The following is a 24,586-nucleotide window of genomic DNA, read 5'->3' on the forward strand; positions in this document are numbered from 1 at the left end:
GTTAATAGTAATTGCAGGTTGGAAATTATTTTCTTTAAATTTTAGCCTTTTTTAAGCCCCAGAAATCTCTAAAGTTAGGAATAAACAGTCTAATGTTTAATTAAATATCTCAATTGAACACCTGCATAATAATTACGGTTTGGTGCCGCTTGAAAATAACGGCCGCCGAATGCATTCAAGTCATTGCCTAAGCTATACTTTTTATCTAAAGCGTTATCAATTCCACCATATAATTCCACTTGCCATTTAACACCTAATTGTCGTTTGATACCGGTCCGGGCACCAAGCAAGAAGAATGAATCTGCATATACTGTATTTGCGTCATTAAGCGGAAGTTTACTGGTATAATTAGTTGTAACATTTGCATAAAATCCAATTTGACTTTCAAAGTCTAAACCCATTAACCAAACGTGAGGCGGAGTACCGGTGAGTTTGTTACCTGAGTAATCAGCATCATTTTGTTTATAGTTCTGGAATCTAAAATGACTATAAGCGTAAGTGCTCCATACTTTAAAAAGCTTAACTGGTCTGTTTATATTCTGAATAAAAGTATATGCAAGCGCGGCCTCTATCCCCTGTTGTCGGGTGGCACCCGCATTATCAAATATTACGATTCCGTCCGGATTGGTTCGGCTTACAATAGTTTCATTTAGCTTAAACCAAAACCCAACCAAGTCAAAGCTTAATTTTTGGTGCAAGGTGCTTCCTCGTACGCCCACTTCATAATTTAAACCTCGTTCCGGTTGTAATCGAACATTGAAGCTTCCGTCAGATGGACGTATTTCTGCGTCAGTCGGAGGTGAAAACCCAGTACTGATGCTACCATGAGCCGAAAGGTGAGGATTAATTACTTTGAGTAAAGCTACTCGCGGTGAAAACTGTGGATCAATTGGTTTCTCATTCCGGTAGTTACTAGTAGTATCGGCATCCGATATCCGGGCAAGATCGTAACGCATAAAGTTCAAGCTTCCCCCTAATGTAAAGATAAAATTACCTGGCAAATTGGCTTCGGTTTGAGCAAAAACAAAACCTTGATCCATAGTTACTTCATCATCAAAATTCATCTTGCCCGGCTCTCCTACTCTGTTTTCATAATGTCGGGAATTTACAAAACTGTGTTGATACTCGCCACCTATAGTAAACCGGGATGGTTGGGCCGCAATGGAAATAGAATATGTAGTCTGGGTACGTCCGCCAAATGCTTGATTGGCATTACGTTCATAATCCGTAGTAAAGGGATTGTCTAAAAACGAAAACACCCCAAATATGGATGTATTATTCTGCCAGTGTTCATTAAATTGATATTGATGCCCTAAACCAATATTAATACCTTGCAATTTTAGAGATGTTTTTTGATCAACATTTAGCTTTCGGGCCGCCTGAGGATCTGCATCGTATTGCTCCCGGGTAAGAGCACCGGGTAGTTGGTAATATAAATCGGTGAAGTAGGTATGAAAAGTAAACTTTTGTTTATCAGATGGAAATAGTTGACCGGACAGCAGAACAGCATCCCGGTCCATAGCACTTTGCTGACGATAACCATCGAGTTTTTGTTTGGCGTAACGTACCAGAAAAGCGGACTTATCAGAACCAGTAGCGGCAGTTGCTGTGAACCGACGCAAGCCGTATGAACCGGCCATATAGCTAGATTCTAAGATGCTTTCTCCAGCATTTGGCCGGATAGTTTCTAAACGCACCGTACCTCCGGTACCGGCACCATAAACACTTCCGGCTGGTCCTTTTAAAACTTCTATGCGCCCGATAGTACCCGCATCAATTAAATTCAAAGGTAATGTACCATTTGCTTCTACTAAAGGCACATCATTCAAATACATTTTAACGTTCCGAACCCCAAAAGGAGCTCTTAAGCTACTACCTCTGATAGATAAACGATAGCTTGCAGTAGCCCGTTCTTCCATACGCACCCCAGGTAAAGTATTTAGTGCAGGCACCAACGACGTGGTACTAAATCGTTCCAGTTCCCGAGTGGTTAGTAAACCAACGGATGCAGCTGTTTGTTGTAGAGGCCGATTTGTTGCGTAACCCGTAATTACCACCTCCTGTAAAGCTTTTTCCGCAATTTGTAAATAAACAACTTTGTCTTTATATAGTACCTCGGCATGCAATTTTCTAGAGTAATATCCTACCATTGAAATTACAATAGTATCATCTGCAGAAGGGACAGTTAAAGTAAACGCGCCTTTATCGTTCGTAATTGTTCCATTGTTGGTACCCAATACACTTACGCTTGCTCCTGCTAATGGCTGCTGGTTAGCAGCTCCCACCACTTTACCCGAAAATGTTTGTTGCGAAAAAGCTATTGAAGCATTAAAAATTAAAAATAATAGAAAAAAAAATTTCATTTAGTAGAGCTTAATAAACTAGTATAGACGTGCGTTTGAGGAAAGTTGTTCTCTTCTTACAGTTAATTATAACTTAGAAAATCACATTGAATGTTCTTAATAAACTTATCGTAACTTTATAGACTGTCGTAAATATAGCTTAGAACCAGCTTCCAACCACATAATGAAGGAACTTAGGGCTTAAATCATTTTCTAAATTTTATACAGTTTATTAGTTCTCAGTAGCTTAAAACGTATAATAAAAAAGGCTTCTCTTGTCTAAGAGAAGCCTTTTTTATTATACAAGTACATCCAAATTACCTAGAAGCCAAATCCTTTTGAATTTTGAAAGTAGTCCGGCGGTTTTGTTGATGTTCCTCTTCAGAACAAGATACACCATCTACGCACCTGTTTACGGGTTGAGATTCACCGTATCCGCGGGCTGTTAACCGTTCCCGGGATACACCTTGAGACACCAGGTAGTTAACAGTAGCCTCGGCTCGCAGTTCAGAGAGCAACTGATTATAACCTTCTCCTTCCCGGCTATCACAATGAGAACCCATTTCAATTTTAACTCGTGGATTTGCCAATAAAGTAGAAGCTAGTTTATCTAACTCCAATGCGGCATCTGCCCGGATTTCCCATTTATTTAAATCAAAATAAATGTTTGCTAAAGAAATAGGAGTATTAGTTTGAATCCGATCAAATAATAAAGTAACATTTACCGTATCCGGGGCATTTAGTGGTATTTGCACGCTTGCTGGTTGCGTTAAAAATTTAGCTTTAGATCCTAACAATAAATAATTACTACCTTTAAAAATTTTTAAATAATAATGTCCGTTTTTATCTGAAGTTACTATTAAAGAATCCCGTGAATTAGGCTGAGTTAACCGCAAGCGAACATCGCTTAAAGAAACTAAGCTTTTTTCACCCACTTGTCCGGCTAATCGTTCTAAGGTTGTTACGGCTAGTACCGCTGGCTGCTGAATCATAGAAAAGCTATAAATATCAGCAGTTGCTTCTTCACTAAATCGATCGGAAGAAAATAGCCCGGTTTGCCCTGAACTTTCTACCAACATACCATAATCATTCCGTGAAGAGTTAATAGGTGCCATTAAATTGGTTACCGCTGTCCAAGTAGAACGTTCGCCTGTAGCGGAGAATAAATCAAGTCCGCCAAAACCAGCATGACCATCTGACGAAAAATAAAGGGTCCCTTTTTGATCAAAAGCAGGGAACATTTCCCGTCCGTTAGTATTTACCGCATTGCCTGCATTTACCGGTTTGCTCCAAGTGTCATTACCCATTCGTTCGCAATAATAAATATCAGTCTGACCAAACCCACCTGGCATGTCCGAAATAAAATAAAGTAAGTTACCATCCGGTGATAAAACCGGATGACCTACTGAATACTCTTCTATTTTGTTGTAAGCAAAAGGTCTGGCTTCCGACCATTTGTCACCTTGTTTTTCAGAAGTATAAATCTCCAGGCGATTGATAAAACCTGAAGCAAATGGATTTTCTACCCAGCTGGTTGGATCAGGGTTAGCTTTAGTATTTTTTAATTTTACTAAGTTGGTACGCGTAAAATAAGTGGTTGTATGCGATGAATCTAAAGTTGCCGGACCATTATGATAACTTGCATTTACATTAGAAGTAAGAAGGGTTGGTTTAGACCAAGCAGATCCATTTTTTGCGCTGGAATACAATTTTAAATACGGGCGACCCGTCCAACCAAATATTTTCTCTTTCGCTTTAGTACCCGAAACATTTACGCTACGATCCGAAGTAAAGATAATACCATCTTTATAAGAGACAGGGCTGAAATCAGAATATAAAGAATTAAGTTCAGTAGCTGGTTTAACCTCGAACAAAGGAGAACGCTTTAGCCATCGCGTAGCTAAGTCGCAAGATTCTGCTAGTTTAAGAGCATATGCAGCTTCAGAAGGTTGTTTTTCACCATATTGTAGATATTGTACTTTTGCTTCCTCGTACTTACCATTAGTATGCAGCATTTGTGCATAATACAAGATATTTATGGGATCAACTTCCGGGAACTTTAAAGCCTCTGCATACCAGGATTCTGCTGCTACAGAATGGTTACTAAGACGATTTGCATCCGCTAAACGCTGCATAATAGCAAGAGTTGGGGGCTTTTTTTCAATTGCCTTTTTATATTCTTCTATAGCTAAAGCATATTTATAGCTGTTGAAGTATTGTTCCGCTTTTCGAATTGCCGATTGGGCCTGCAACCGTATAGGTAAGCTGCCTAATGCAACTACTAGCAGTAAAAAGTATAACTTTGTATAAGTGTATTTCATGGTATTTTCGTGGCCGATTTTTAAAAATATTGTGGTGTCAACATTTTAGTTTCTGCTTTCTTAAAGAGTAGCACTCCTAATGAAAATTCATGCGTATTGTAGTTGTTCAATTGTGTCAACGTAAAATCGTAAGAGTAACCTAACCGGAGTTTAGGCGATAAAAATATTTCTCCTATGACTGAAACTGCATCTTTGGTGGTTAAACTTGTTGCCTCAAAATTATTCTGAAAAATATTGGCAGCGGTCCGGTAAGAGCCACCCAACCAAATTCGATTGTCAACTAGTAGAAAAGCATTCAGATCGATATTGGTTGGCCCTTGAAAGTTTTCTTTCATCAAGACAGAAGGCTTAAACTTTAGATGTTCTCCTAAGTCAAAAACATAGCCAGCTGTAAGAAAGTAGTTTCGTTCTGTATTAAATGTAATTTCACGGTTTGTTCCAATTAAGTCAGTGGCCGACATACCTAAATAAAACCGATCCGAATGAAAGTATAATCCAATTCTTAAATCGGGAGTAATAACGTTTGTTTCTGCATTGATAATGGTAGGATCATTAGGATCAATGGTACTAAGTTTGTTCCGGTCTACTCGAAACTGGGAAGCTCCAGCAGCTACACCTAAACTGAGCACACCCGTTTCGGAAACATTTAGTTTTACTGCTCCATTAAGGGTAGCGGAAGTGCGTCGCTGCGCACCGATTTGGTCATTTACCGCTTGAGCTCCTATTCCTATCCGATTAGACTTTGTTACCCCATCTATGCTGAAAGATTCGGTAGTAGGAGCCCCATCCAGACCTGTCCACTGGGTTCGGTAAAACGCATTTAGGTGGATGACATCTTTACTACCTGCATAAGCAGGATTTATAACCAACCCGTTAAATATATACTGGGTATATTGTGGCTTTTGCTGGGCAAGTGCACCACAGGATACTAGCATGGCAAGAATAAATAAACGTAATTTCATATCTATATTTTTCAACTTTAGATGCAGATTATCTTACTACGGTGATATAGCCCCGGTAAACTTTAGTAGTACTATCGCATAATTTTACCCGCAGTACATAAAAGTAAGTAGCTTCGCCTAGACCATTTGCCCGCCAATCATTTTGGTAATTTTTGGCTCGGTATACTTCATTGCCCCAACGATTAATAACCTGAACTTCATTTTCCGGGAACTTAAGCAGATTATCTATTACCCAGGTTTCATTTTTATCGTCACCGTTTGGAGTGAAGGCTGTTGGGAAGATTAGGTTTGCATCTGCTGCTTTAGCATTTGCCTCCAACATAGCAGCCACACCATTACAACCATTAGCATTGTTAGCTATGACCCCAATGGTTCCTTTCCGATCTAAGCGGTCAGCAGTAACCTTAATAGAGGTTGTACCTTGTCCAGACAGGATTGTAAAACCCTCTGGCACGGACCAAGTATAAGTGCTTACTCCTGGTATTTCATTAATAGAGTAAACTAAGCCAGAGCAAGGACCACTTTTGTCGGTAATAACTGGAACTGCTGGAATAGCAACTGGTACAATATTTCCGGTTGTTACGCTACCACCAACACCACAAGAATTAGCTATTGATACAGATATTGTACCTGGGTCAGTACCTATGATTACGGTTATACTTGCTGTATTTTGACCAGAACGAATTTGCCAGTTACTTGGCACCGTCCAGGTATAAGTTTCGGCTCCAGCAACCGGATTTACGTTAAAGGTTTGTTCTGAACCGGCACAAGCAGCAAGTGGCCCGTTAATAGTTGCAGGTAATACAGGAGCTTGATTTACTTTTACATGTACAACCAGTGGTTCCCCGTTAGCACACGCCGTATTTATATTAATGGGGATTATTGATATTTCTGAGTTTTCCTGAGCCGTCTCATCTACTCTAACCACTATGGTACTACCGGAACCAGTTAGTTTAATAAATCCTTTTGGTAGATTGTAAAGAAAGCCAGTTACGCCATTAAAATTTTCTACGGAATAGGTTACAATATCACCCACGCATACTTGCATCTTACTCGCAACTAATACTGGCACCGGAGGAGTTACACAAATTACAACTTGGGATACATCATTGTTCGGTTTCAAATCTACTTGGTTACCGGTAACTTTAGCTATGTTTGATACTTGACCAACTACTGTAGGAATAGCCGTTAAGGTGACGGAAGCTTCGGCTCCTACGGCTAAACTACCTACATTCCAAGTATAAACTCCGGCAATATTATCAAACACCGCTTCTGGGGAGGAACGAACATATTTTAGATCATTTTTTAAATCGTTTGATAATTCATCCAGTATAATTACTCCAGAAGCTTCTTTTGGCCCATTATTGCGAACAGTAAGAGTATAAGTTATTTCTGAACCTATAGCTACTGTAGAGCTACTTGCTGTTTTAGTAATTTGTAAATCTGCCCGTGGTACGTCTCCTGCGATTGTTGTAACGGTAGCCCGATTGTTTAAGCTGGTAGGATCAGTTACGGCATTATTTGATATTTCAGCCCGGTTAATTATTTTGCCACTTTTAACAATACGCGCATTAACAACTAACTCAACTGCTTTGTCAGGACCTACTTCCAGAGTACCAATAGTTAATAAATTAGAACTACTAAGTGAAATTGGATCAACAGATAAATTTTGGCTGTAGAGAGTTCCGGGAGTCACAATCGGCTCGCCAATTACAGTTAAATAATCAGCTGGGAATATATCAGTTAGTGTAACATTAGTTGCCTTATTAGGTCCTAAATTTTCTACTCTAACTTTATACTCTAACTCATCGCCAACATTTGCTACGGTTTTATCAACCGTTTTAGTAACATAAAGATTGGCGGAGGTTGCTGGTATCTCAACCGTTACTTGCGCATTATCTTGCGTCGGGTTAGAATCTTTTACCTCGGATAAAACAGATACCTGATTCATCACTTCTGATTTAGCCACCAGCGCTTTGGCTACTACCGTAATAACTACTTTTTCTTTTAATTTTAAATTTCCCAGTTTAATCCGGAAAACTTTACTCTCCCGATCCAAAATAATATCAGCTGAACCAGGTGTATTCGTATTCTGATAAGCCACATCATAACTAACTACATCCATATAAGCCCAAGGGAAATCCTCAATTACTTCCACGTTAGTAGCTTCTTGTGGGCCATAGTTTATTACTGTTATCGCGAAACTTACTTCTTCCCCAATGGGCACTTTCTTCCGGGTTGAAGTTTTGGTAATACTTAAATCAGCTTCAACTACGTTAGCTAAAGATATATTATTATCCTGCAGAGTTACGCTTCCGTTTACTGCTAATAGTCGTCCTTCTACGCTGGCGCCTTCGCTCAAGCGAATAGCTTCTCCGGTAGGAGAATCATTATTGTTAACTAAGTAATTACCTCGTAATGCTGAATTAGCTCCCGGTATACCTCCTGAAGTAGCCGGTACTAATACACCTCCAATTTGAAAAAACACGTTTTTAGCTTGAGTGCCACTTTCCAGGTTTATAACAGAACCAGGTTCAAAAGTAAAATTGCCTTCTATTTTAAAAATAAAAACAGCATCAGGCCGATTTAAACCATTCAGCCGCAGAAGACCAGATAAGAGAACATTAGGATCACTAAAGCTGTATACCCCTGGGGTTAGTAGCATACCGTTCGTAACAGCAGGATCATTATCTGGTGTAAAACCGTTGCCTAATATTGGAGCATGCGTACTTGTTGGTGATTGATTAGATATAAAATCATAAGCTTCTTGCACACTTTGCTGAACCGCTTCAGCAGTTGCATTATTTACTTCGGAATTACGAAGAACTCTTCCTTGATCGGTTTCAGGATTAAAACCAGTTAAGGCTCCGGTGGTAACCGCAACATCAGCGTAAATTACTGTCTCCTCCGTACTAGTGATACCAGCAGGCCCAAGTACAGCGAAATTTTGAGCTGCCTTTAAATCAGGAGCTTTCTCTTGTTGCGCAAATAGCTGAAATGCTGCAAGAAACAAGAAGGTAAAAATGGGTAATATTCTTTTCATACGATGATTAAAACATATAAAGCAACCTGTAACTATTTATGCTGTACGAACTTACTTAGTTATACATAAAATTACTATATACATTTACAAATATGATTCCACTTTTATATATAATTACATTGCAATAATAAAATTTTTATATTTTTTTCTTATAATAATTCTGAATGCCGTAATTCCCTTAAAAGCAAAAAGCCCCATCAGTTATCTGATGGGGCTTTTTGCTTTTGTAATTATATCTTTTTTAAATAAATACGTGCCGCTCTGCGTGGTAAGACGATCGTACCAATGGGCCAGATTCAACGTATTTAAGGCCTCGGTTAAGACCTTCTTCGCGATAATGCGCAAATAAATCAGGATGAATAAACTCTGCTACTTCTAAATGCCGCTTGGTAGGTTGTAAGTATTGCCCTAAAGTTAAAATATCTAAACCATTGGCCACTAAATCATCTATGGCTTGGTAAACCTGATCTTTGGTTTCTCCTACTCCCAGCATGATACCCGATTTGGTGCGCTTACCATATTCTTTAATGTGTTTAATTTGTTCTAAACTACGCTCATATTTAGCTTGTGGACGTACCATACGGTATAATTCTTTTACTGTTTCCATATTATGCGAAACTACTTCCTGACCAGCTGAGATCATGGTAAGTAAAGCATCCCAGTTTGCTTTTACATCCGGAATAAGGGTTTCAATAGTTGTTTCGGGCGATAATTGTTTTACTTGCACTACGGTTTCGTGCCAAATGCTGGCGCCCCGATCTTTTAATTCATCGCGGTTAACTGAGGTAATAACAGCATGCTTTACTCCCATTAACTTAATTGCTTCTGCTACCCGCCGCGGTTCATCCTGATCATATTCGTTAGGGCGACCGGTTGCTACGGCACAAAACGAACAACTGCGCGTACACACGTTTCCTAAAATCATAAAGGTAGCCGTTCCAGCACCCCAACATTCGCCCATATTAGGGCAATTACCGCTTTCGCAGATAGTATGTAATTTATATTGATCTACCAGATTTCTGACCTTGGCATATTCTTTCCCAACCGGTAATTTTACCCGTAACCAATCTGGCTTTCGTGCTTTGGTTGGTGCTTCTACCGGTTGAATAACCGGAAGCATAACAATTTCTTCCATAATACAAAGATAGGCAAATATTCGGATGCAATAAATTTCTAAAAATTTAACCGCACTAAAATTCAAGGAAGGCTTCGTCAATCTATATCTCTTAACAAGTTAATATAAAGAGAAGACCTAATAAATTTTAAATTTTGGATTAATAAGCTTTGTGCAACTATACTGTTATTAAGATATTATAACAATAAAAGAAGGAAGATGTTGTAGCGGTAATCAGTTATGGGTTTTTAGGAAGTTTAAACTACAACAAAAAGACAGATCTCTATTACTTACGCCGACCGTAATATAGTGTTAAATAAAACGAAGGGAAAAACTGAGAATTATCTGCTTGAGGTATAATAACCATTTTCTTAGAAAAAGTTTCGAGTACAAAGCCGACCTCCACTCCGGTAACGTCCTCCCGGTAACGGCCATATTCAAAATTAACCCCACCACGTACGTGCAAACCAGGCCGGAACTTACTCTCACCTAACCCGGTGAAAAATGCCGCACTACCCCGGATTCTGTTTTCAAAATCAGTATGAATTTCTGGATTATAAGCTTCTACGCGGTAATCGGCTACGGCATTGGGCCCACGGGAATAATCGGTGTAATCGTAAACAATATAATAAGGTGCTAATAAACCAATAGAAGGGCCGGCAGCAAAAAAGCCATTTACCTGAACACCAGATTCCGGAGCCTTCCGGAAAAATACATATTCGCGACCAACCTCCGGACGAAGTACAAATAAATAATTAGCTTTCCCGTAAATAAAAGAATTACCAGTACTGGATGAATAACGACGGTTCTCTTTTGGATGCTTAACTTCTACTACTTCCAGAGCCCAGAATTTAAACCAGCTGTTCTGCAGATAACTCGATGATTTAATTACGCCTCCACCAATAAGGCCGCCATTAGTGTTAAAATTAAGGCCGTAGGTAAATTCTTTTTGAGGTAGTTGGTCGTCTTGCTGGGCGTAAATTGGCAACGTAGCCAAGCTTAAAATAGCAAATAAAAGTATATTCTTTAACACTTTGATAACCATTTAAATTGGTTAAAATTAAATAAATTTACGAGTACCCCAAAAATAAGTTTATGGGTTAAAATAATACTTTCACAACTAATTCTTAAGATAAACTACTCGCACAAATATTATAGAAAATAGCAAGTAAAACCTTAATAAATAATAAAGCGCAGTGTTTAATAATAGCTTAACTAGCAGTCTAGGTGCTGTATATTTGATAATTAAAATAGTTAATTAGCAAGATTTAAATAAATAACAAGCAAATGGAATAAATACTAACTTTCGCTAAAGTCCACTATGCGTTAATTTTTGTATTTAATATAATTAATTATGATCTGCAATATTTTATCAATAAACGAGTTTTAAGCTATTTTATTGCGTGCTGAAGTATATTAGAATGAAATGTTAAACAGCTAATACATCTAAATTTGGTTTTATTGTTTAGTAAATTACCTAAGCTTTTCACTTACTTTGTTGTAGTTTATTTTCTTGAAAAGAAAGCACCAACATACTAAGCCAATGCTTTTTTTACTTCATCTAGCCTAATTCCTAGATGTGACCAATCGGAGGTACACTCGCCATCGCGGATTAAAAGCAATTGCGGCGACTCGTGCCGAACCTCAAAAAGGGTAGCAATCTGATTTGATACAGATCTATAAGATAAAAGGTCTAAATAGTACGGTTTCACGTTATCTAGGCCTATAGTATCCCATTGTCGCTCTAAACGGCTTTTAGCCGTAGCGCTTATGGAACAAGAGGTACTATGTTTGAAAATTATAACTGGTTGTTGTTTCGATTCTGCCTTTATATTTTCTAATTGTTCCGCAGAGGTAAGTGCATTCCATTGAATCATGTAAACTCCTTTCTGTTACTAAAACATCTTTTATTTCTTTTTCCGGTTTCCCTTACGCATAAGTTTAAGTTTAAAGGCTTCTGTATAAGCGAGATGTTCTGGGTTATTATACATATAATCTTCCCAACCTTCTTCCACTTCTACCCTTTTCCGGCTGGCTTTTCCTTTTTTATACGTAAAATAATTGGTATTTAAATGTGTTTCTTTATAATCGGTTTCTATACGTGCTGCTTCTCGCTTATTACGTTTATTTTCAGCTTTTAATTGGCTATTACCTACATAAGCAATTTGAGCAGAAGCTTGTAAATTCAGGCTTATAATAACTACTATAAAAACAAAAACTATTTTTAAATAGAACGACGGAAGCGAAATGGTATTCATAATTACTTTATTTACTTAGCAGCGTACTAGTTTTATACTAATTTTGTACGCTTTGGTTTTTGCTTTAAGTTTTTATAGCTCTTCTTTTTCATTAATCCATTTTTATCGTAGCCCACTGGTTTGCTTTGGCCAAACCCCTCTTGATTAGGAATAGTAGGATCCGCTTTTTTTTTAAAAATAGCTAAGCCTCGCTTATTACCAATCTTCGGGCAAGGAATTTTACTACGATTACACCCCGTGAGTATAATCGAACAGATAATGATAATGGCTAAAGAAGCACTAATATAGTTTATGCTATTATTGCCTGTCTTAATTAGATAACTTCTTTTCAGTTTAAACATAATAATATATAAATATAAAGATAAATTAACAACTAATAAAACTAAGATCAAAATAAATATATAAATTTTACTATTTGTTTATTAACAAAATCTTTGAATGAACATTAAAAAGAACTACGATCTTCTTCTAATAATCACAATCCAAATTAATGTTCTAGCAAAGAATACTCAATCGTCTATAAAAGTTATTATTTAAATAAAATATTAAAGATATCTAACAAGGTACTTAATGAGCAGAATTATCATTCTTTTTGACTTTTAATACTGCAGCAACTGCTCTATTTTTTGTTTTAAACGCTGCATGGGCAAAAACAACTGCTCTAAAGGAGGCGAAAAAGGTACGGGCGTATCTAAACTACCAACCCGTATCACTGGGCTATCTAGATGCCGGAAGCAATGCTCGGATATCCAGGCGCTGATTTCTGCACCTATTCCACCAGTTACGGTATCTTCGTGTACTATTAAAACCCGACCAGTTTTCTGAACAGTTGTTCTAACGGCTTCCTGGTCCCAGGGTAATAAGGTTCTTAAATCTAGGATATCGGCTTTTACTTCGGGCATGGTCTGCAATAGCTGCGTGGCCCAATGTACTCCCAGCCCATACGTAATAATCGAAAAGTCAGCACCTTCCATTACCAGATGAGCTTTTCCTATTTCTATGGTATAATAATTATCCGGCACTTGAGTAGTAATAGAACGATACAAGAGTTTATGCTCAAAGTATAATATTGGGTTAGGATCAGCAATAGCCGCATTTAACAAACCTTTGGCCTCGTAAGGGCTGGATGGATAAACCATTTTAAGGCCTGGTGTATGAAAAAACCAGGCTTCGTTAGATTGCGAGTGGAAAGGGCCAGCGGCGGTACCAGCTCCTGTCGGCATCCGGATAACTACATCGGCATTTTGCCCCCAACGGTAATGCGATTTCGCCAAATTATTTACTATCTGATTAAAAGCACAGCTCACAAAATCGGCGAACTGCATTTCTATTACGGATTTTTTCTTTTTTATCGATAAGCCCAAACCAATTCCCACAATAGCCGACTCGCAGAGAGGTGTATTGCGAACGCGCTCCTTGCCAAATTGCTCCACTAAACCTTCCGTTACTTTAAACACCCCGCCGTATTCGGCAATGTCCTGCCCCATTAATATTAACTCCGGGTATTTCTCCAGGCTTTGGCGCAAAGCATCGGTTATGGCATCTACGTAGCGCTTCTCAGATTGCCTATCGGAGGCAGGTTCTTCTACAGCTGGTTGATACGGCGCATATACATCGGCAAGTTCCGTGGCTTCATCGGCAGTGGGCATGGGGGTAGCAAAAGCTGCTTCTAAACCTTGGTCAATGGTGGCTTTAAATTCATCGCGGGTAGCGGCCAACAACCGAGCGGTTAATACTTTTTCATCGAGCAGGTATTTTTCGTAGTTTTCTACCGGGTCCTTTTTCGACCATTTTTCAAATAATTCCTGCGGTACATATTTGGTACCCGATGCTTCTTCGTGGCCGCGCATCCGGAAGGTCATGGCTTCAATTAAAATCGGGCGCGGATTTTTGCGCATACTGGCGGCCGTTTGGCGAACCGTATCGTACACTTCCAACACATTGTTGCCGTCAATCTGCAAAGTATCTATACCGTAGGCCGGGCCTTTATCAATAAAATAATTAAATTTAAACTGCTCCGAATTAGGCGTAGATAAACCGTAACCGTTGTTTTCGATCATAAAAATAACCGGCAAATTCCAAACAGCGGCTACATTTAAAGCTTCGTGAAAATCGCCTTCACTGGCACCCCCATCACCACTAAAAACCAAGGTTACTTTCTTTTTTTTCTCTAATAAATCGGCTAAAGCAATGCCATCGGCTACGGCTAGTTGCGGACCTAGGTGCGAGATCATACCGACGATATGGTGTTCTTGGGAGCCAAAATGGAAAGATCGATCGCGGCCTTTGGTAAAGCCGGTTGTTTTGCCTTGAAACTGCGCAAATAACCGGTCCAAAGGCATATTCCGGCAGGTAAAAATTCCTAAATTCCGATGTAAGGGCAATATATACTCGTCGGGATCCAGCGCCAGGGCGGCACCTACCGATATGGCTTCTTGCCCAATCCCCGAAAACCATTTACTAATACGGCCTTGGCGCAGCAAAATCAGCATGCGTTCTTCAATCATGCGGGGTAGTAAAATACCGCGGTACAAGTGCAACAGGTCGTCGTCGGAGTAATCTTTGCGATTATAATTCATCAGAAAAATCAGTTTATTCTATCAAAATTAGCGAAAAACAAAACAATTGGTGCATCTCTTATTTTTAGTTTAACTACTGGTTAAACTATAACAAGTAATAAAATTTAAAAAAAAGACCAGAAAAATTTTGCCTAGCACCAGAACCGAATTTTCTTTTATTTCTTGTAAAGCTAATTTTATTACCATAACTAAATGCAGGAAAGAGAGTAACAACTTAAATTGTTATAAAAAACTGGTAATTTTGTAGAATTAACTGGTTATAATAACCTGAAAACGAATCAAATATTTAAAAATTAATTTTTTCTGTGATAGATTTTAAAGAATTTACTCTGGATAATGGTTTGCGTGTAATTGTGCACGAAGATTTTGCTACACCGATGGCGGTGCTGAATGTATTATACGATGTAGGCTCCAAAGATGAATCGGAAACGCAAACAGGCTTTGCGCATTTATTTGAACACTTAATGTTTAGCGGCTCGGTTAATATACCGAGTTACGACGAACCTTTGCAAAAAGTAGGCGGCGAAAATAATGCGTTTACCAGTCCTGATATTACCAATTATTACTTAACGGTTCCGGCTGCCAACATTGAAACCGGCTTTTGGCTCGAATCGGACCGGATGCTAGATTTAGCTTTTTCGGAGCAAGGCTTGGAAGTGCAGCGAAAAGTAGTGGTGGAAGAATTTAAGCAAAATTATTTAAACCAGCCTTACGGCGATGTGTGGCTAAAATTACGCCCGCTGGCCTACCAGCAACACCCCTATAAATGGGCCACCATCGGTAAAGAAATTTCGCATATTGCCGATGCGCAAATAACCGACGTTAAGAACTTTTTCCGGAAGCACTATTCCCCTATAAACGCTATTTTGGTAGTAGCTGGTAATGTAACGGTAGATAAAGCGAAACACCTGGCCGAAAAATGGTTCGGGCCCATTCCCTCCGGGCAAAAATACCACCGCCAGTTACCCGCCGAACCCGTGCAAAAACAAGCCCGGAATTTAGAAGTAGTAGCTGATGTACCTTTAAGTGCGCTCTACAAAGCGTACCACATGCCTTCGCGCCTGAACGATGGTTATTACGCAGCCGACTTGCTCAGCGATATTTTAGGTCGGGGAAAATCGTCGCGGTTGTATAATGCTTTAGTAAAAGAACAGAAAATTTTTAATTCTATTGCTGCTTCTATGACGGGATCCATGGAACCCGGCTTATTAATCATTCAAGGAAAGTTAAACGAAGGGGTTTCTTTAATTGAAGCAGATGCTGCTGTAGAAGCCATTACCGCTGAAATTCAACAACAAGAAGTAGAGGCACAAGAGCTAACCAAAGTTAAAAATCAGTCGGAAGCTTCTATTGTATTTTCAGAAATTGAGTTACTAAACCGGGCTATGAATTTAGCTTACAGCAAGTTACTCGGCGATGCTAATTTGGTGAATGAAGAAGGTACGCACATTCAAGCCGTAACTACCGGGGATATATTGCAAACTGCAAGGCAGGTGCTTCGTCCGGAAAACTGTTCGACATTATATTACCAGGCAAAAACGCAAGAAACAACAGCTAACTAACATCTGACCAATTGATTTTAAATTAGTTTAATGGAATAAAGAAATAAGAAGAATGACCAACGAAGGCTAGTAAGCTGGGTTCACGCCTGATTTTTTAAATTTTTACTTATTTTCCGGCTGAGATTTTAGGGTTGAAACAGGCGGCACCCGTTCAACTTGGCGGGAAGTATCGGGAGTTAGGGTGAAGGACCCCGTAGGCAATGTTTTTTTTACGGGAGCTAATGCCTGGACCAACCACGGAAAGATAACAGCCGGCACCAACAAACCTAAACAACAACTCAATACTAACCGGAGAATCCGCTTCATACCAACAAAAATAAAATTTTAAGAAGAAAGTGTTTTCAGCATCTAAGAAGGTGGAAGCAAATTATTCTTTTAATTTCGAGTTTAAAAGCAAAACTTAAAATTTAAATTCTAGAAGATAATAGCGCTCAAAACCTAGTTTTTAAGAACTAAAAAGCCGAAGACAGTCCGTTATTTAAACAAACCAACTTCGGCTTTTTGATAAGCTAACAAATAGGCTAAAAAATTACTTCACACAGCTTAGTCGCTCTTCTTATTACTTTATTTCAATATTTTTTTAAATTTTCTCCCTCTACGCTACCATTTTTACGTCGGCTAACAAAGTATTAATCTGACTAAGCTCATCGGGGGTAAGCATAAAATCAGTGGCTTTAGCATTTTCGGTTACTTGTTCCGGATTACGGGCTCCTACTAAGGCTGCCGCAATAGCAGGTTGCTGAATGGTCCAGTTAATAACTAATTGCGCTAACGTTACGCCATACCCATCGGCGATTGGTTTTATTTGTTGCAAAAAGGCGTTGATGGTTGTGCGGTTGTGCGGTTTAAAGTGCAAGGTATTGGGCCGATGGTCGCCTTCTTCAAATTGGTAGTCGTCGGTTATTTTGCCGGTTAAAATGCCCCGCTGTAAAGGGCTGTAAGCTAAAATGCCGCGACCATGTTCCAGGCAATACGGCACTACCTCGGCTTCTACTTTACGCTCAACCATGCTGTAAGGCACTTGGTTAGTAACTTGTTTTACAGTTTGGTCGGCAATGCGCATTTGCTCGGCACTGTAATTACAAACTCCTGAGGCGCGAATTTTTCCTTCCTGCAGCAATCTATCTATAGCTTCCATGGTTTCGTCGATGGGCGTAGATACATCAGGCCAGTGAATTTGATACAAATCAATGTAATCGGTTTGGAGGCGTTTTAAACTTTGTTCGCATTCGTAGATTACACTTTCTTTACCGGCAAATTTGTAGATTTTAAGATCATGGCCCTTGTCATCTTTCGAAGCCATAAAATCGCCGGGCCGCTCAATATCCCAGCGCATGCCGTATTTGGTTAAAATCTGAGCTTCGTGGCGTTTGCCTTTTAATGCCTGCCCCACAATTTCCTCACTCACGCCTTGCCCGTACACCGGGGCCGTATCAATGGTGGTAATGCCCAGTTCCAAAGCTTTGTGAATAGCCGCCAATGCATCATCTTTATCGGCGCCGCCCCACATCCAACCACCAATGGCCCAAGCCCCAAAAGTAATCGCCGAGACTTTCACGCCGCTATCGGCCAGTTCGTTGTATTTCATAGTTTGTTCGTTTTTGTAGTTTAAGTTTTTTTATGGAAAGAATTATGTTACCATACTTGTGCTTCTTAAGCGAAATGCATTATACGAGTTTCTCCTGTAGATTAGATTAATTTTACGGCCGCAATTTTAATTATTTCATTAGGCGCAACTTAACATACTGATTCCATTGCGGTATCTAAACAAAAAAGACGCTACATGCAGCGTCTTTCAATTAATAGCAAACTACTCCGAACATTATTTTAAACCAACCCAGCTTCCCGCAATAGAGTGCGTAAGGTTTGTAGATCTTGTTTCATGGCGGCCAAAACTTCTTCTTTGGGTTTGGTAATTTGCTTTTTGCCTTGATCAGCTCCCCCCAGATCGTACTCCAGGTGGATGGACATGGGCCCGGAGATTTGGTATTGCTTGACCAGGCTAAAGAATTTTTTAAAATTTACCATGCCTTGGCCCAGCGGTACTAACTCGTGTTTCCACTTCCCGTCTTTTTTGGCCCAGTAAAAATCTTTAATATCCAGGCAATGAATATAGTTTTTTAGTAGCTCGAGGTTATTTTCCCACGATTCGCCGCCTTCGGCCGTGGCGTGCATAATGTCGTACTGCACCCCTAACCAACGCGGGTCCACGTCTTTTAACAATTCCCATAAATCCCACACGGCCGCCCCCAGGCTAGTGCCAGAGTGATTTTGGTAAGCCCCGTGGATATTGTATTTTTTATTCAGGGCGGCTAAGCCCTGCACTTGCTTTTTATATTTTGCAATTGTTTTTAGCACGCCGAGCTTCGGATCGTATTCTACCCAATCGGTGCGGTAATATTTAACGCCGGCCTGGCTAGCGGCTTTTAAAACAGGTTCGGTTAAGGGATGCTGGGGGTCGAAGATATTCGTGACGATCATGGGCACTTCCAAGCCGGCTTTCCGGATTTGCGCGATAGCTTTGGGTAACTCGGTTGCGGCTTGTTCCGGCTCAATGTGGCCGCCTTTGCGTACGGTTAAATCAATGCCATCATAGCCTAAAGCAGCCACGGCTTTGGCCATTTCGGGAATGCTTAACCACTGCAATTGCTTGGAGAAAATACAAATCAGGCGGTCGGTTTTTGCCGGCTTCGCGGGCAGTAATTTGTTGGCCAGCCCAGCTACCGGCAACAAAGCGCCAGCGGTGGCTAAAGTGCTCATAAAAGCCCGCCGGGAAAGGTTTTCTGTAGCGGAGATATTATTTACATTATTTATAACCATAACTTTTTGCTAAAAAAGGCTTATTCTGTGTATTTGTAATAGTTTACAATTTTCTTAAAGCAAAACTTTTTCCTCTTCTTATCAGCGGATCATCTACATCTTCAATTGGCTGCAGTTCAAACAACTGAATGATATCCGCCTCTTGAATCATTTCGCACCGCATATCTGGTAAAGCTTTCGAATTGCTAGACAAAATCAAAAAGTCTTTACTTTCGGCACTGGAAAGAACATATTTGTTATAATTTGAATAGCCCGTTAAAAACCCATCTTTTTTAAAAGTTAGTTCTGACCGGGTAGAGTCCGGTAACAAAATTTCGTACTTACCTGCAAACCATTTATTTGTTAGCCGTTCTAACTGCTCCGAAAACAAGATAGAGGGAGCTTTACCTTTAATATCCTCTAATGGCAGAACCTTTCTATATTTTTTAATTCTATTTGTAGCTTTTAGCTCTACTTCCAAAGTAGAATCTGTAAATGTTTTAATTGTAAAAGCAGGTTCCCGCGTATAATCCAATACCTGGTTATTAGGCAACACAAAAAATAATCTTCTTCCATTAAGTTCCTCTCGTTGCCATATAATATGCTGTCTCCTTGGTAGAGTAAATGAGTATAGGAATCAGCCAGGGAATCGGTTTTAGTTACAGAGTTATACTTCTTCAAATTCGGTAGATACTCTGTATTTTCCCATAATCCCGCTATCCTTGGATATTTTAATTTTTTACGAGATTTAGCAGATGTGGCTGGGTTTAAGACAGACTTAGCCACTTGGTTAGATTCTTTTACTTTGGCCGAATCTCTTTTTCTATCACAACTAATCACTAGCAAAAACAAAATAAACAAGGCTGCTTGTTTCATATTCATCCTGGCTACCAAATAACTTTTTGCGCAACCGCTACTCTTTATCAGAAGCTTTATAGAAACCAACTTCGGCTAACTGCACGGGTTGCTTAGCCTGAAGTACCGTGAAACGTACTTTGCTGGTTTTAATTTCCGGAAAGCGCAACAGCCGTTTGTAGCCAATGGTGGTAAATGTTTCTACTTTTTGCCAGGTTTTACCGTTCCAGAACTCCAGGGTTGCTTCCATATTGCGCTGGCCGTTCGCTATATTTTCCTGGAACATCGCCCGGTCAAAAGTTATTGTTTTTTTAAAATTTAATTCCAGTGGTTTGTTTACCGGAACGGTAATGCTGGTTTTTAGTTGATCATCGGTGAGTGTTGCCGGGCTGGTACCTTTTGCCAGATTGGTTTTAAATGTTTCGTTTAAAATACTTCGGAAATCGTACAAACTTTTAATATCCGGTTCGGAGAATAAACCTTGGCGATTGGGTGGAATGTTGAGTAAAAGCAAACTATTACGGCCTACTGATTGATAATATAGATGCACCAGTTCTTTGCCGGATTTAACTTTGCTATCTTCGGCGGGATGATAGAACCAACCCGGGCGGATGGATACATCGGTCTCGGCCGGAATCCAGGATTTACCATTCGGGTCGCCGGTGTTTAAATAAGCAGGGTCGGCTTTACCAGGTGCCAAATCAGTGGCATTGATGGTGGACCAGCAGGTTTGTCCCGCATTACCCGATTCATTACCGACCCAACGCACATCCGGGCCCGCATCCGAAAACAAAATGGCTTTGGGTTGCAACTCTCGTACTAATTGCCAGTAACTGTTAAAATCGTATTGCATGTCTTTGGCATTTTTGCCTTTAGCCCCATCGAACCACACTTCCGAGACTTCGCCGTAATTGGTGAGCAGTTCTTTTAGTTGATTTTTATAAAAATCGTTGTATTGGTTAGTGCCGTAGGTAGGTTCATGCTGATCCCAGGGCGAAAGATAGAATCCGAATTTTATACCGTACTCCCGGCAAGCCTCCGCAATTTCTTTCACCACATCGCCTTGTCCATCTTTCCAGGGACTGCTTTTTACCGAATGATCGGTGTACTTACTGGGCCATAAACAAAAACCATCGTGGTGCTTAGCCGTAATTATGGCGATTTTAAAACCCGTTTCTTTTAAAGTTTTTACTAATTTCCGGGCATCGAATTGCGCGGGATTAAAAATTTGGGGACTTTCGGTTCCATCGCCCCATTCTTTATCGGTGTAAGTATTTACCGTGAAATGCAGAAAAGCGGTAGTTTCGAGTTGCTGCCAGGCCAGCTGCCGGGGAGTAGGTTTAGGTAAAGTTTGGGAATACGCCGGCGGGTACAGGAACAAAGCAATAAACAGAATACAAAAAGTACGTAGCATTCGCATGTAATTTATTTAAAAATAAACTCGATTTTGGGTATAGCAATACGAGGTACTTAGCATAAATAAAAGTACCTGTTTTAACTACCCATCCTTTTATTAGGCCAGAATTTAAAACGAAGGAAACCAATAATCTGGAAGGTACGAAATAACAACCCTACTTTTTTATTTACTAAAGTTATAACCCTGTTTTTGGATTAGATGCGACATAGCTATTTTTTAAATTTCAAGCTATAAGCAACTTATTTTCTTAAAACTAAAAGCAACAAAAAAGCCGTTCCACACTGGGAACGGCTTTTTTACATTACATTATATTTTATGGAAATAATACAGCCCGGTATTGAGTAATATCGGCCGTGGGTATCCGGGAGTTGTACTTTGCGTTAATGGCTTTAATCATTTCGTTGGCCACTAGGGCGTAACCGCGCGGGGTTAAGTGCACCCCATCCAGCGAAAACAAATTACCGGTAATAAAAGCCGGCGAGTAGGCTACTCCGTTCTGCGTAAAACCGCCCTGAAGGCTATTAAAATAAGTATAGGCATCAAAAACCGCTAAACCTTTTTCCTCGGCTTTGGCTTTTAAAATATTATTAAAATTAATAGTAGCGTCGCTCACATCTTTTTGCTCCGCAGCATCCAACAAAAGAGCACTTGGCCAAGGATTACCCGCGCTCACCCCAAATAGCTGCGTAGTATCAATCTGGTAATTTACCAAAATAGTAATCAAACCCAGGGTAGGATTGGTAGGAACGGCTTGCCGGGCTAAATCGCGCCAGTATTTACCAGTCCGTTGCCCTACTAAAGGCAAGTAAGTACTGGAGGTTAAAGGAAATAAAATATTGCCGCCGGCCGCATCTTTTATTTGCGACGTAGCAATCTGAATGCGGGCATTGCTATTTCGGGTAAGCGCCACCATGCCCGGTACCCCGGCGGTGGTTAATAAACCTTTAATGGTTGGCCCTACTGTAGTAAAGAACGGAATACCCGTAACATCCGGGATGGTAGCCACAATACCATTGGCACCATTGGCGGTTAAGGCATTGATAACTTCGGAATTGTTGGTGGTAAAGGTTTCGGTTGCGGTTATAGAATTGGCAAAGGCACCCGCAGTAGCATAGCCCAGAATATCGTTATTACCCAACCAGCAACTAAAAAAAGTTGGATTGCTAGCCGCTACCCGGGCCAGATACGTTTGCGTAGGATTGGTAGTAATGCGCTCAAAATACGGATTACCCTGCGAGCTGCCGTACCCCGCCGTTTGAATATCCGACATCCGGATGCCCGGTACACCCAGGTTATTGATTTCTTCGGTGTATTTGGTGTAGAGCGTCGGGTTTTGGCTCCTAATGGCCAACTTTTCGGTTACGGGCGTTAGTACCGGTAATCCGGTGGGGCTAAAGGCACTTAAACGGAGGTAACCGCTGCCGTTTTCTTGTTCTTCGGTGAACAAAGGCTGGGTAAAATCGCCTCCTCCGGCTTGCTGGAACTGCTGCGCTAAAATGCTCGGGTACGAATTTAATTGCCCTTCGCGGTACAAGCCGCCATCCATATAACCTGCCGTAAGGGAATTACCCACGGCCACGTATTTATCCAGGTTCAGGTCGCCTTTACTTACCTTCACCACATCTTCTATTTCGGGGTCGCAACCCGAAATTAGCAGGATACTAGCTATAAAGGCTAAGGCACTATATTTTTGTAAGCTATTTTTCATTTTAACTATAACCGAAAGATTTTTTAAAAATTATAATTTACCGCGATGCCCGGAATGTAACCTACGGCTTTATAGGTGCCGGGCACTCCCCCTGATAAGTTAGCCGCATCGCTGCGCTTCTCCCGGTTTACGTACAGAAAAGAAGCATCAATCCCAATTTTTTCGGTAAGCTGGTAACTCAACCCAGCCGATACGCCTATCGCATTGGCATCGGGTGTTTCGGGTGTAAGATAGCCGCTTTCTACCGGCGATTGATCGAGGTAAGCGCCCGCCCTTACTTGTAGCTTATCCGATACAGCGTATTCGGCACCTAAACGGTAAATAAACACATCCTGGTAATTACGGGCATTTTCCGTAAAATTGCTGCCGTTTACCGCTTGGCTATAATCAAACCGCAGCGATTTATAAACACTCCACTGCACATATTGCACATCAGCTGCTAAGGTTAGTTGGTCGGTAGCCCGCAGGCCTAAACCTAAAGTTATGTTAGCCGGTAAAGGTAACGTAACATCAAACCGGGTACCGGCCGGAAAACGGGAAGCAATCGGAGCGGCCCCGGGAGTAGTAAAAGTAGCGTCGCCATCTTTAACTTCCATGGTTACTTTAGAGCGGTAATTAAGGCCCACTGATAAATTTTCCGTGGCCTGAAAATAAATACCAGCGTTAAAGCCGTATCCTAGGGCACTACCGTCTAATTCCACATGGCCTTCTTGGCGGTTGGCATCTTGCAGCGGAATGCTACGTTGCAGGTTTACGCCGCCTAAGGCCAGAATAGGCCCGGCCCCAATGCTAAGTTTATCGGTAAGGGCATAGCTAAAAGTTGGCTGAACAAAAATGGCTTGTAAGGTCAGTTCATTTAATCCAAATCGACCCTGCCAATTATCGCCCCAATTCACGGAAGAGCCAAAGGGCGTATATACCCCAATGCCCACGCGCGCTTTATCATTCGCAAATCCGTAAGAGCCATACACCTGAAAAGGCGTACCCACCGGATTATCGGTTTGCGCGGTAGCGTTACCTGGCTCCAACTCCTGATAAGCGCTTTTAGAAAACAAGGTACTTATGCCGACTTGTACGCCATTTTGCCGGATGCGCGCCAAGGCGCCGGGATTAAAAAAATACTGGCCTGATCCCGAGCTAAACCTACCCCGGTGTGTCCCATGCCAATTTGTTTCTGACCCTGTAAATTTACTTGAAATCCTCCGGCGTACGTTACCGCAGTTAACCCGGATAAAAAGACACCTCCTAGAATGGAAAGTAATTTTGCTCTCATATTGCTTGTTTCGTTCGTTAAGGCACTTACAGCTATAACAAAAATAAAAATTTAAACCGGCGTTACCACACAGATTTTTAAAAATATTTAAAATTACCAGGTACATTTTACCTATTATCTAAAAATTACAGGTAATTACGAGACTTTATTAAATATTTTTAAATTATAAAGTGCATTAAATCAATGCTTTCCGGAAAGTATGACCTTTGTATTTATTGTTAACTGTTTTAACGAAAGCAGTAGGTTTATAGATGGTATTTTTTCATGATTTTGCGGGAATTTTATTCTTTTTTAATTCCAACAGTCTCCTGAACGCATCATACTACTTGGCTTTTTGGAAAGAGCAAATAAAA

At 40.4% G+C, this 24,586-nt stretch carries 19 protein-coding genes; 1 reads left to right on the forward strand and 18 read right to left on the reverse strand.

All coding sequences use genetic code 11. The features are described from left to right. Positions 1-89 precede the first annotated feature (89 nt). The 10 genes from AHMF7616_RS15955 to AHMF7616_RS16000 form a co-directional block, all read right to left on the reverse strand. On the reverse strand, positions 90-2,363 hold the full coding sequence (locus tag AHMF7616_RS15955) for a TonB-dependent receptor (protein ID WP_115373797.1): 2,274 nt from the start codon (positions 2,361-2,363) through the stop codon (positions 90-92). Between the two features lie 296 nt (positions 2,364-2,659). After that, positions 2,660-4,663, reverse strand: a complete 2,004-nt coding sequence (locus AHMF7616_RS15960; RefSeq protein ID WP_115373798.1) for an OmpA family protein — start codon at positions 4,661-4,663, stop codon at positions 2,660-2,662. Positions 4,664-4,683: 20 nt separating this feature from the next. Then, entirely contained in the window at positions 4,684-5,640 is a 957-nt protein-coding gene (locus AHMF7616_RS15965) for a PorP/SprF family type IX secretion system membrane protein (protein ID WP_147275704.1), read from the reverse strand. A 13-nt stretch (positions 5,641-5,653) separates the two neighbouring features. Beyond that, a complete protein-coding gene (locus AHMF7616_RS15970) occupies positions 5,654-8,668 on the reverse strand; it encodes an ice-binding family protein (RefSeq protein WP_115373800.1) in 3,015 nt (1,004 codons plus the stop codon). Positions 8,669-8,909: 241 nt separating this feature from the next. Further along, positions 8,910-9,794, reverse strand: coding sequence for a lipoyl synthase (lipA, locus tag AHMF7616_RS15975; RefSeq protein WP_115375645.1), 885 nt, complete (start codon positions 9,792-9,794; stop codon positions 8,910-8,912). Between the two features lie 274 nt (positions 9,795-10,068). Then, positions 10,069-10,827 (reverse strand): hypothetical protein, encoded by a 759-nt coding sequence (locus tag AHMF7616_RS15980; protein ID WP_233507602.1) that lies wholly within the window; start codon positions 10,825-10,827, stop codon positions 10,069-10,071. Positions 10,828-11,317: 490 nt separating this feature from the next. Further along, complete coding sequence (gene ytxJ, locus AHMF7616_RS15985; protein WP_115375647.1) at positions 11,318-11,656, reverse strand: bacillithiol system redox-active protein YtxJ; 339 nt, start codon at positions 11,654-11,656, stop codon at positions 11,318-11,320. Positions 11,657-11,689: 33 nt separating this feature from the next. After that, positions 11,690-12,040 (reverse strand): hypothetical protein, encoded by a 351-nt coding sequence (locus AHMF7616_RS15990; RefSeq protein ID WP_115373801.1) that lies wholly within the window; start codon positions 12,038-12,040, stop codon positions 11,690-11,692. A gap of 32 nt (positions 12,041-12,072) precedes the next feature. Further along, entirely contained in the window at positions 12,073-12,381 is a 309-nt protein-coding gene (locus AHMF7616_RS15995) for a hypothetical protein (RefSeq protein WP_147275705.1), read from the reverse strand. Positions 12,382-12,639: 258 nt separating this feature from the next. Then, complete coding sequence (locus tag AHMF7616_RS16000) at positions 12,640-14,619, reverse strand: alpha-ketoacid dehydrogenase subunit alpha/beta (RefSeq protein ID WP_115373803.1); 1,980 nt, start codon at positions 14,617-14,619, stop codon at positions 12,640-12,642. Positions 14,620-14,924: 305 nt separating this feature from the next. Between AHMF7616_RS16000 and AHMF7616_RS16005 the strand changes: the two genes are divergently transcribed. Continuing rightward, complete coding sequence (locus AHMF7616_RS16005) at positions 14,925-16,181, forward strand: M16 family metallopeptidase (protein WP_115373804.1); 1,257 nt, start codon at positions 14,925-14,927, stop codon at positions 16,179-16,181. A 595-nt stretch (positions 16,182-16,776) separates the two neighbouring features. Here the strand turns inward: AHMF7616_RS16005 and AHMF7616_RS16015 are convergent. The 8 genes from AHMF7616_RS16015 to AHMF7616_RS27215 all read right to left on the reverse strand — a co-directional run bounded on the left by AHMF7616_RS16015 (position 16,777) and on the right by AHMF7616_RS27215 (position 24,233). After that, a complete protein-coding gene (locus tag AHMF7616_RS16015) occupies positions 16,777-17,769 on the reverse strand; it encodes an aldo/keto reductase (protein ID WP_115373806.1) in 993 nt (330 codons plus the stop codon). A 239-nt stretch (positions 17,770-18,008) separates the two neighbouring features. Continuing rightward, positions 18,009-19,001: a sugar phosphate isomerase/epimerase family protein gene (locus tag AHMF7616_RS16020; RefSeq protein ID WP_115373807.1), complete on the reverse strand. Its 993-nt coding sequence runs from the start codon at positions 18,999-19,001 to the stop codon at positions 18,009-18,011. 43 nt (positions 19,002-19,044) lie between these two features. After that, on the reverse strand, positions 19,045-19,461 hold the full coding sequence (locus AHMF7616_RS16025) for a hypothetical protein (RefSeq protein ID WP_115373808.1): 417 nt from the start codon (positions 19,459-19,461) through the stop codon (positions 19,045-19,047). Continuing rightward, complete coding sequence (locus tag AHMF7616_RS27210; protein WP_233507605.1) at positions 19,452-19,856, reverse strand: hypothetical protein; 405 nt, start codon at positions 19,854-19,856, stop codon at positions 19,452-19,454. Before AHMF7616_RS27210 ends, AHMF7616_RS16025 begins: the two co-directional genes overlap by 10 nt. Before the next feature lie 37 nt (positions 19,857-19,893). Continuing rightward, positions 19,894-21,255 (reverse strand): alpha-L-fucosidase, encoded by a 1,362-nt coding sequence (locus AHMF7616_RS16035; protein WP_115373810.1) that lies wholly within the window; start codon positions 21,253-21,255, stop codon positions 19,894-19,896. A 310-nt stretch (positions 21,256-21,565) separates the two neighbouring features. Next, positions 21,566-22,960 carry an SGNH/GDSL hydrolase family protein gene (locus AHMF7616_RS16040; RefSeq protein ID WP_115373811.1) on the reverse strand — a complete coding sequence of 465 codons (1,395 nt, stop codon included), beginning with the start codon at positions 22,958-22,960 and terminating at the stop codon, positions 21,566-21,568. 23 nt (positions 22,961-22,983) lie between these two features. After that, on the reverse strand, positions 22,984-24,060 hold the full coding sequence (locus AHMF7616_RS16045; protein ID WP_233507606.1) for an OmpP1/FadL family transporter: 1,077 nt from the start codon (positions 24,058-24,060) through the stop codon (positions 22,984-22,986). Further along, positions 24,021-24,233: a hypothetical protein gene (locus AHMF7616_RS27215; protein WP_233507608.1), complete on the reverse strand. Its 213-nt coding sequence runs from the start codon at positions 24,231-24,233 to the stop codon at positions 24,021-24,023. Before AHMF7616_RS27215 ends, AHMF7616_RS16045 begins: the two co-directional genes overlap by 40 nt. Positions 24,234-24,586: the final 353 nt, after the last annotated feature.

Origin of the sequence: Adhaeribacter pallidiroseus, assembly GCF_003340495.1 — a bacterium.
Lineage (GTDB): Bacteria > Bacteroidota > Bacteroidia > Cytophagales > Hymenobacteraceae > Adhaeribacter > Adhaeribacter pallidiroseus.

Coding starts and splice junctions, on each gene's coding strand:
- AHMF7616_RS27210 (WP_233507605.1), bottom strand. CDS start 19,856: ATGAAACAAGCAGCCTTGTTTATTTTGTTTTTGCTAGTGATTAGTTGT.
- AHMF7616_RS15970 (WP_115373800.1), bottom strand. CDS start 8,668: ATGAAAAGAATATTACCCATTTTTACCTTCTTGTTTCTTGCAGCATTT.
- AHMF7616_RS15995 (WP_147275705.1), bottom strand. CDS start 12,381: ATGTTTAAACTGAAAAGAAGTTATCTAATTAAGACAGGCAATAATAGC.
- AHMF7616_RS16000 (WP_115373803.1), bottom strand. CDS start 14,619: ATGAATTATAATCGCAAAGATTACTCCGACGACGACCTGTTGCACTTG.
- AHMF7616_RS16035 (WP_115373810.1), bottom strand. CDS start 21,255: ATGCGAATGCTACGTACTTTTTGTATTCTGTTTATTGCTTTGTTCCTG.
- AHMF7616_RS15980 (WP_233507602.1), bottom strand. CDS start 10,827: ATGGTTATCAAAGTGTTAAAGAATATACTTTTATTTGCTATTTTAAGC.
- AHMF7616_RS15990 (WP_115373801.1), bottom strand. CDS start 12,040: ATGAATACCATTTCGCTTCCGTCGTTCTATTTAAAAATAGTTTTTGTT.
- AHMF7616_RS16015 (WP_115373806.1), bottom strand. CDS start 17,769: ATGAAATACAACGAACTGGCCGATAGCGGCGTGAAAGTCTCGGCGATT.
- AHMF7616_RS15955 (WP_115373797.1), bottom strand. CDS start 2,363: ATGAAATTTTTTTTTCTATTATTTTTAATTTTTAATGCTTCAATAGCT.
- AHMF7616_RS16020 (WP_115373807.1), bottom strand. CDS start 19,001: ATGGTTATAAATAATGTAAATAATATCTCCGCTACAGAAAACCTTTCC.
- AHMF7616_RS15960 (WP_115373798.1), bottom strand. CDS start 4,663: ATGAAATACACTTATACAAAGTTATACTTTTTACTGCTAGTAGTTGCA.
- AHMF7616_RS27215 (WP_233507608.1), bottom strand. CDS start 24,233: ATGAGAGCAAAATTACTTTCCATTCTAGGAGGTGTCTTTTTATCCGGG.
- AHMF7616_RS16040 (WP_115373811.1), bottom strand. CDS start 22,960: ATGAAAAATAGCTTACAAAAATATAGTGCCTTAGCCTTTATAGCTAGT.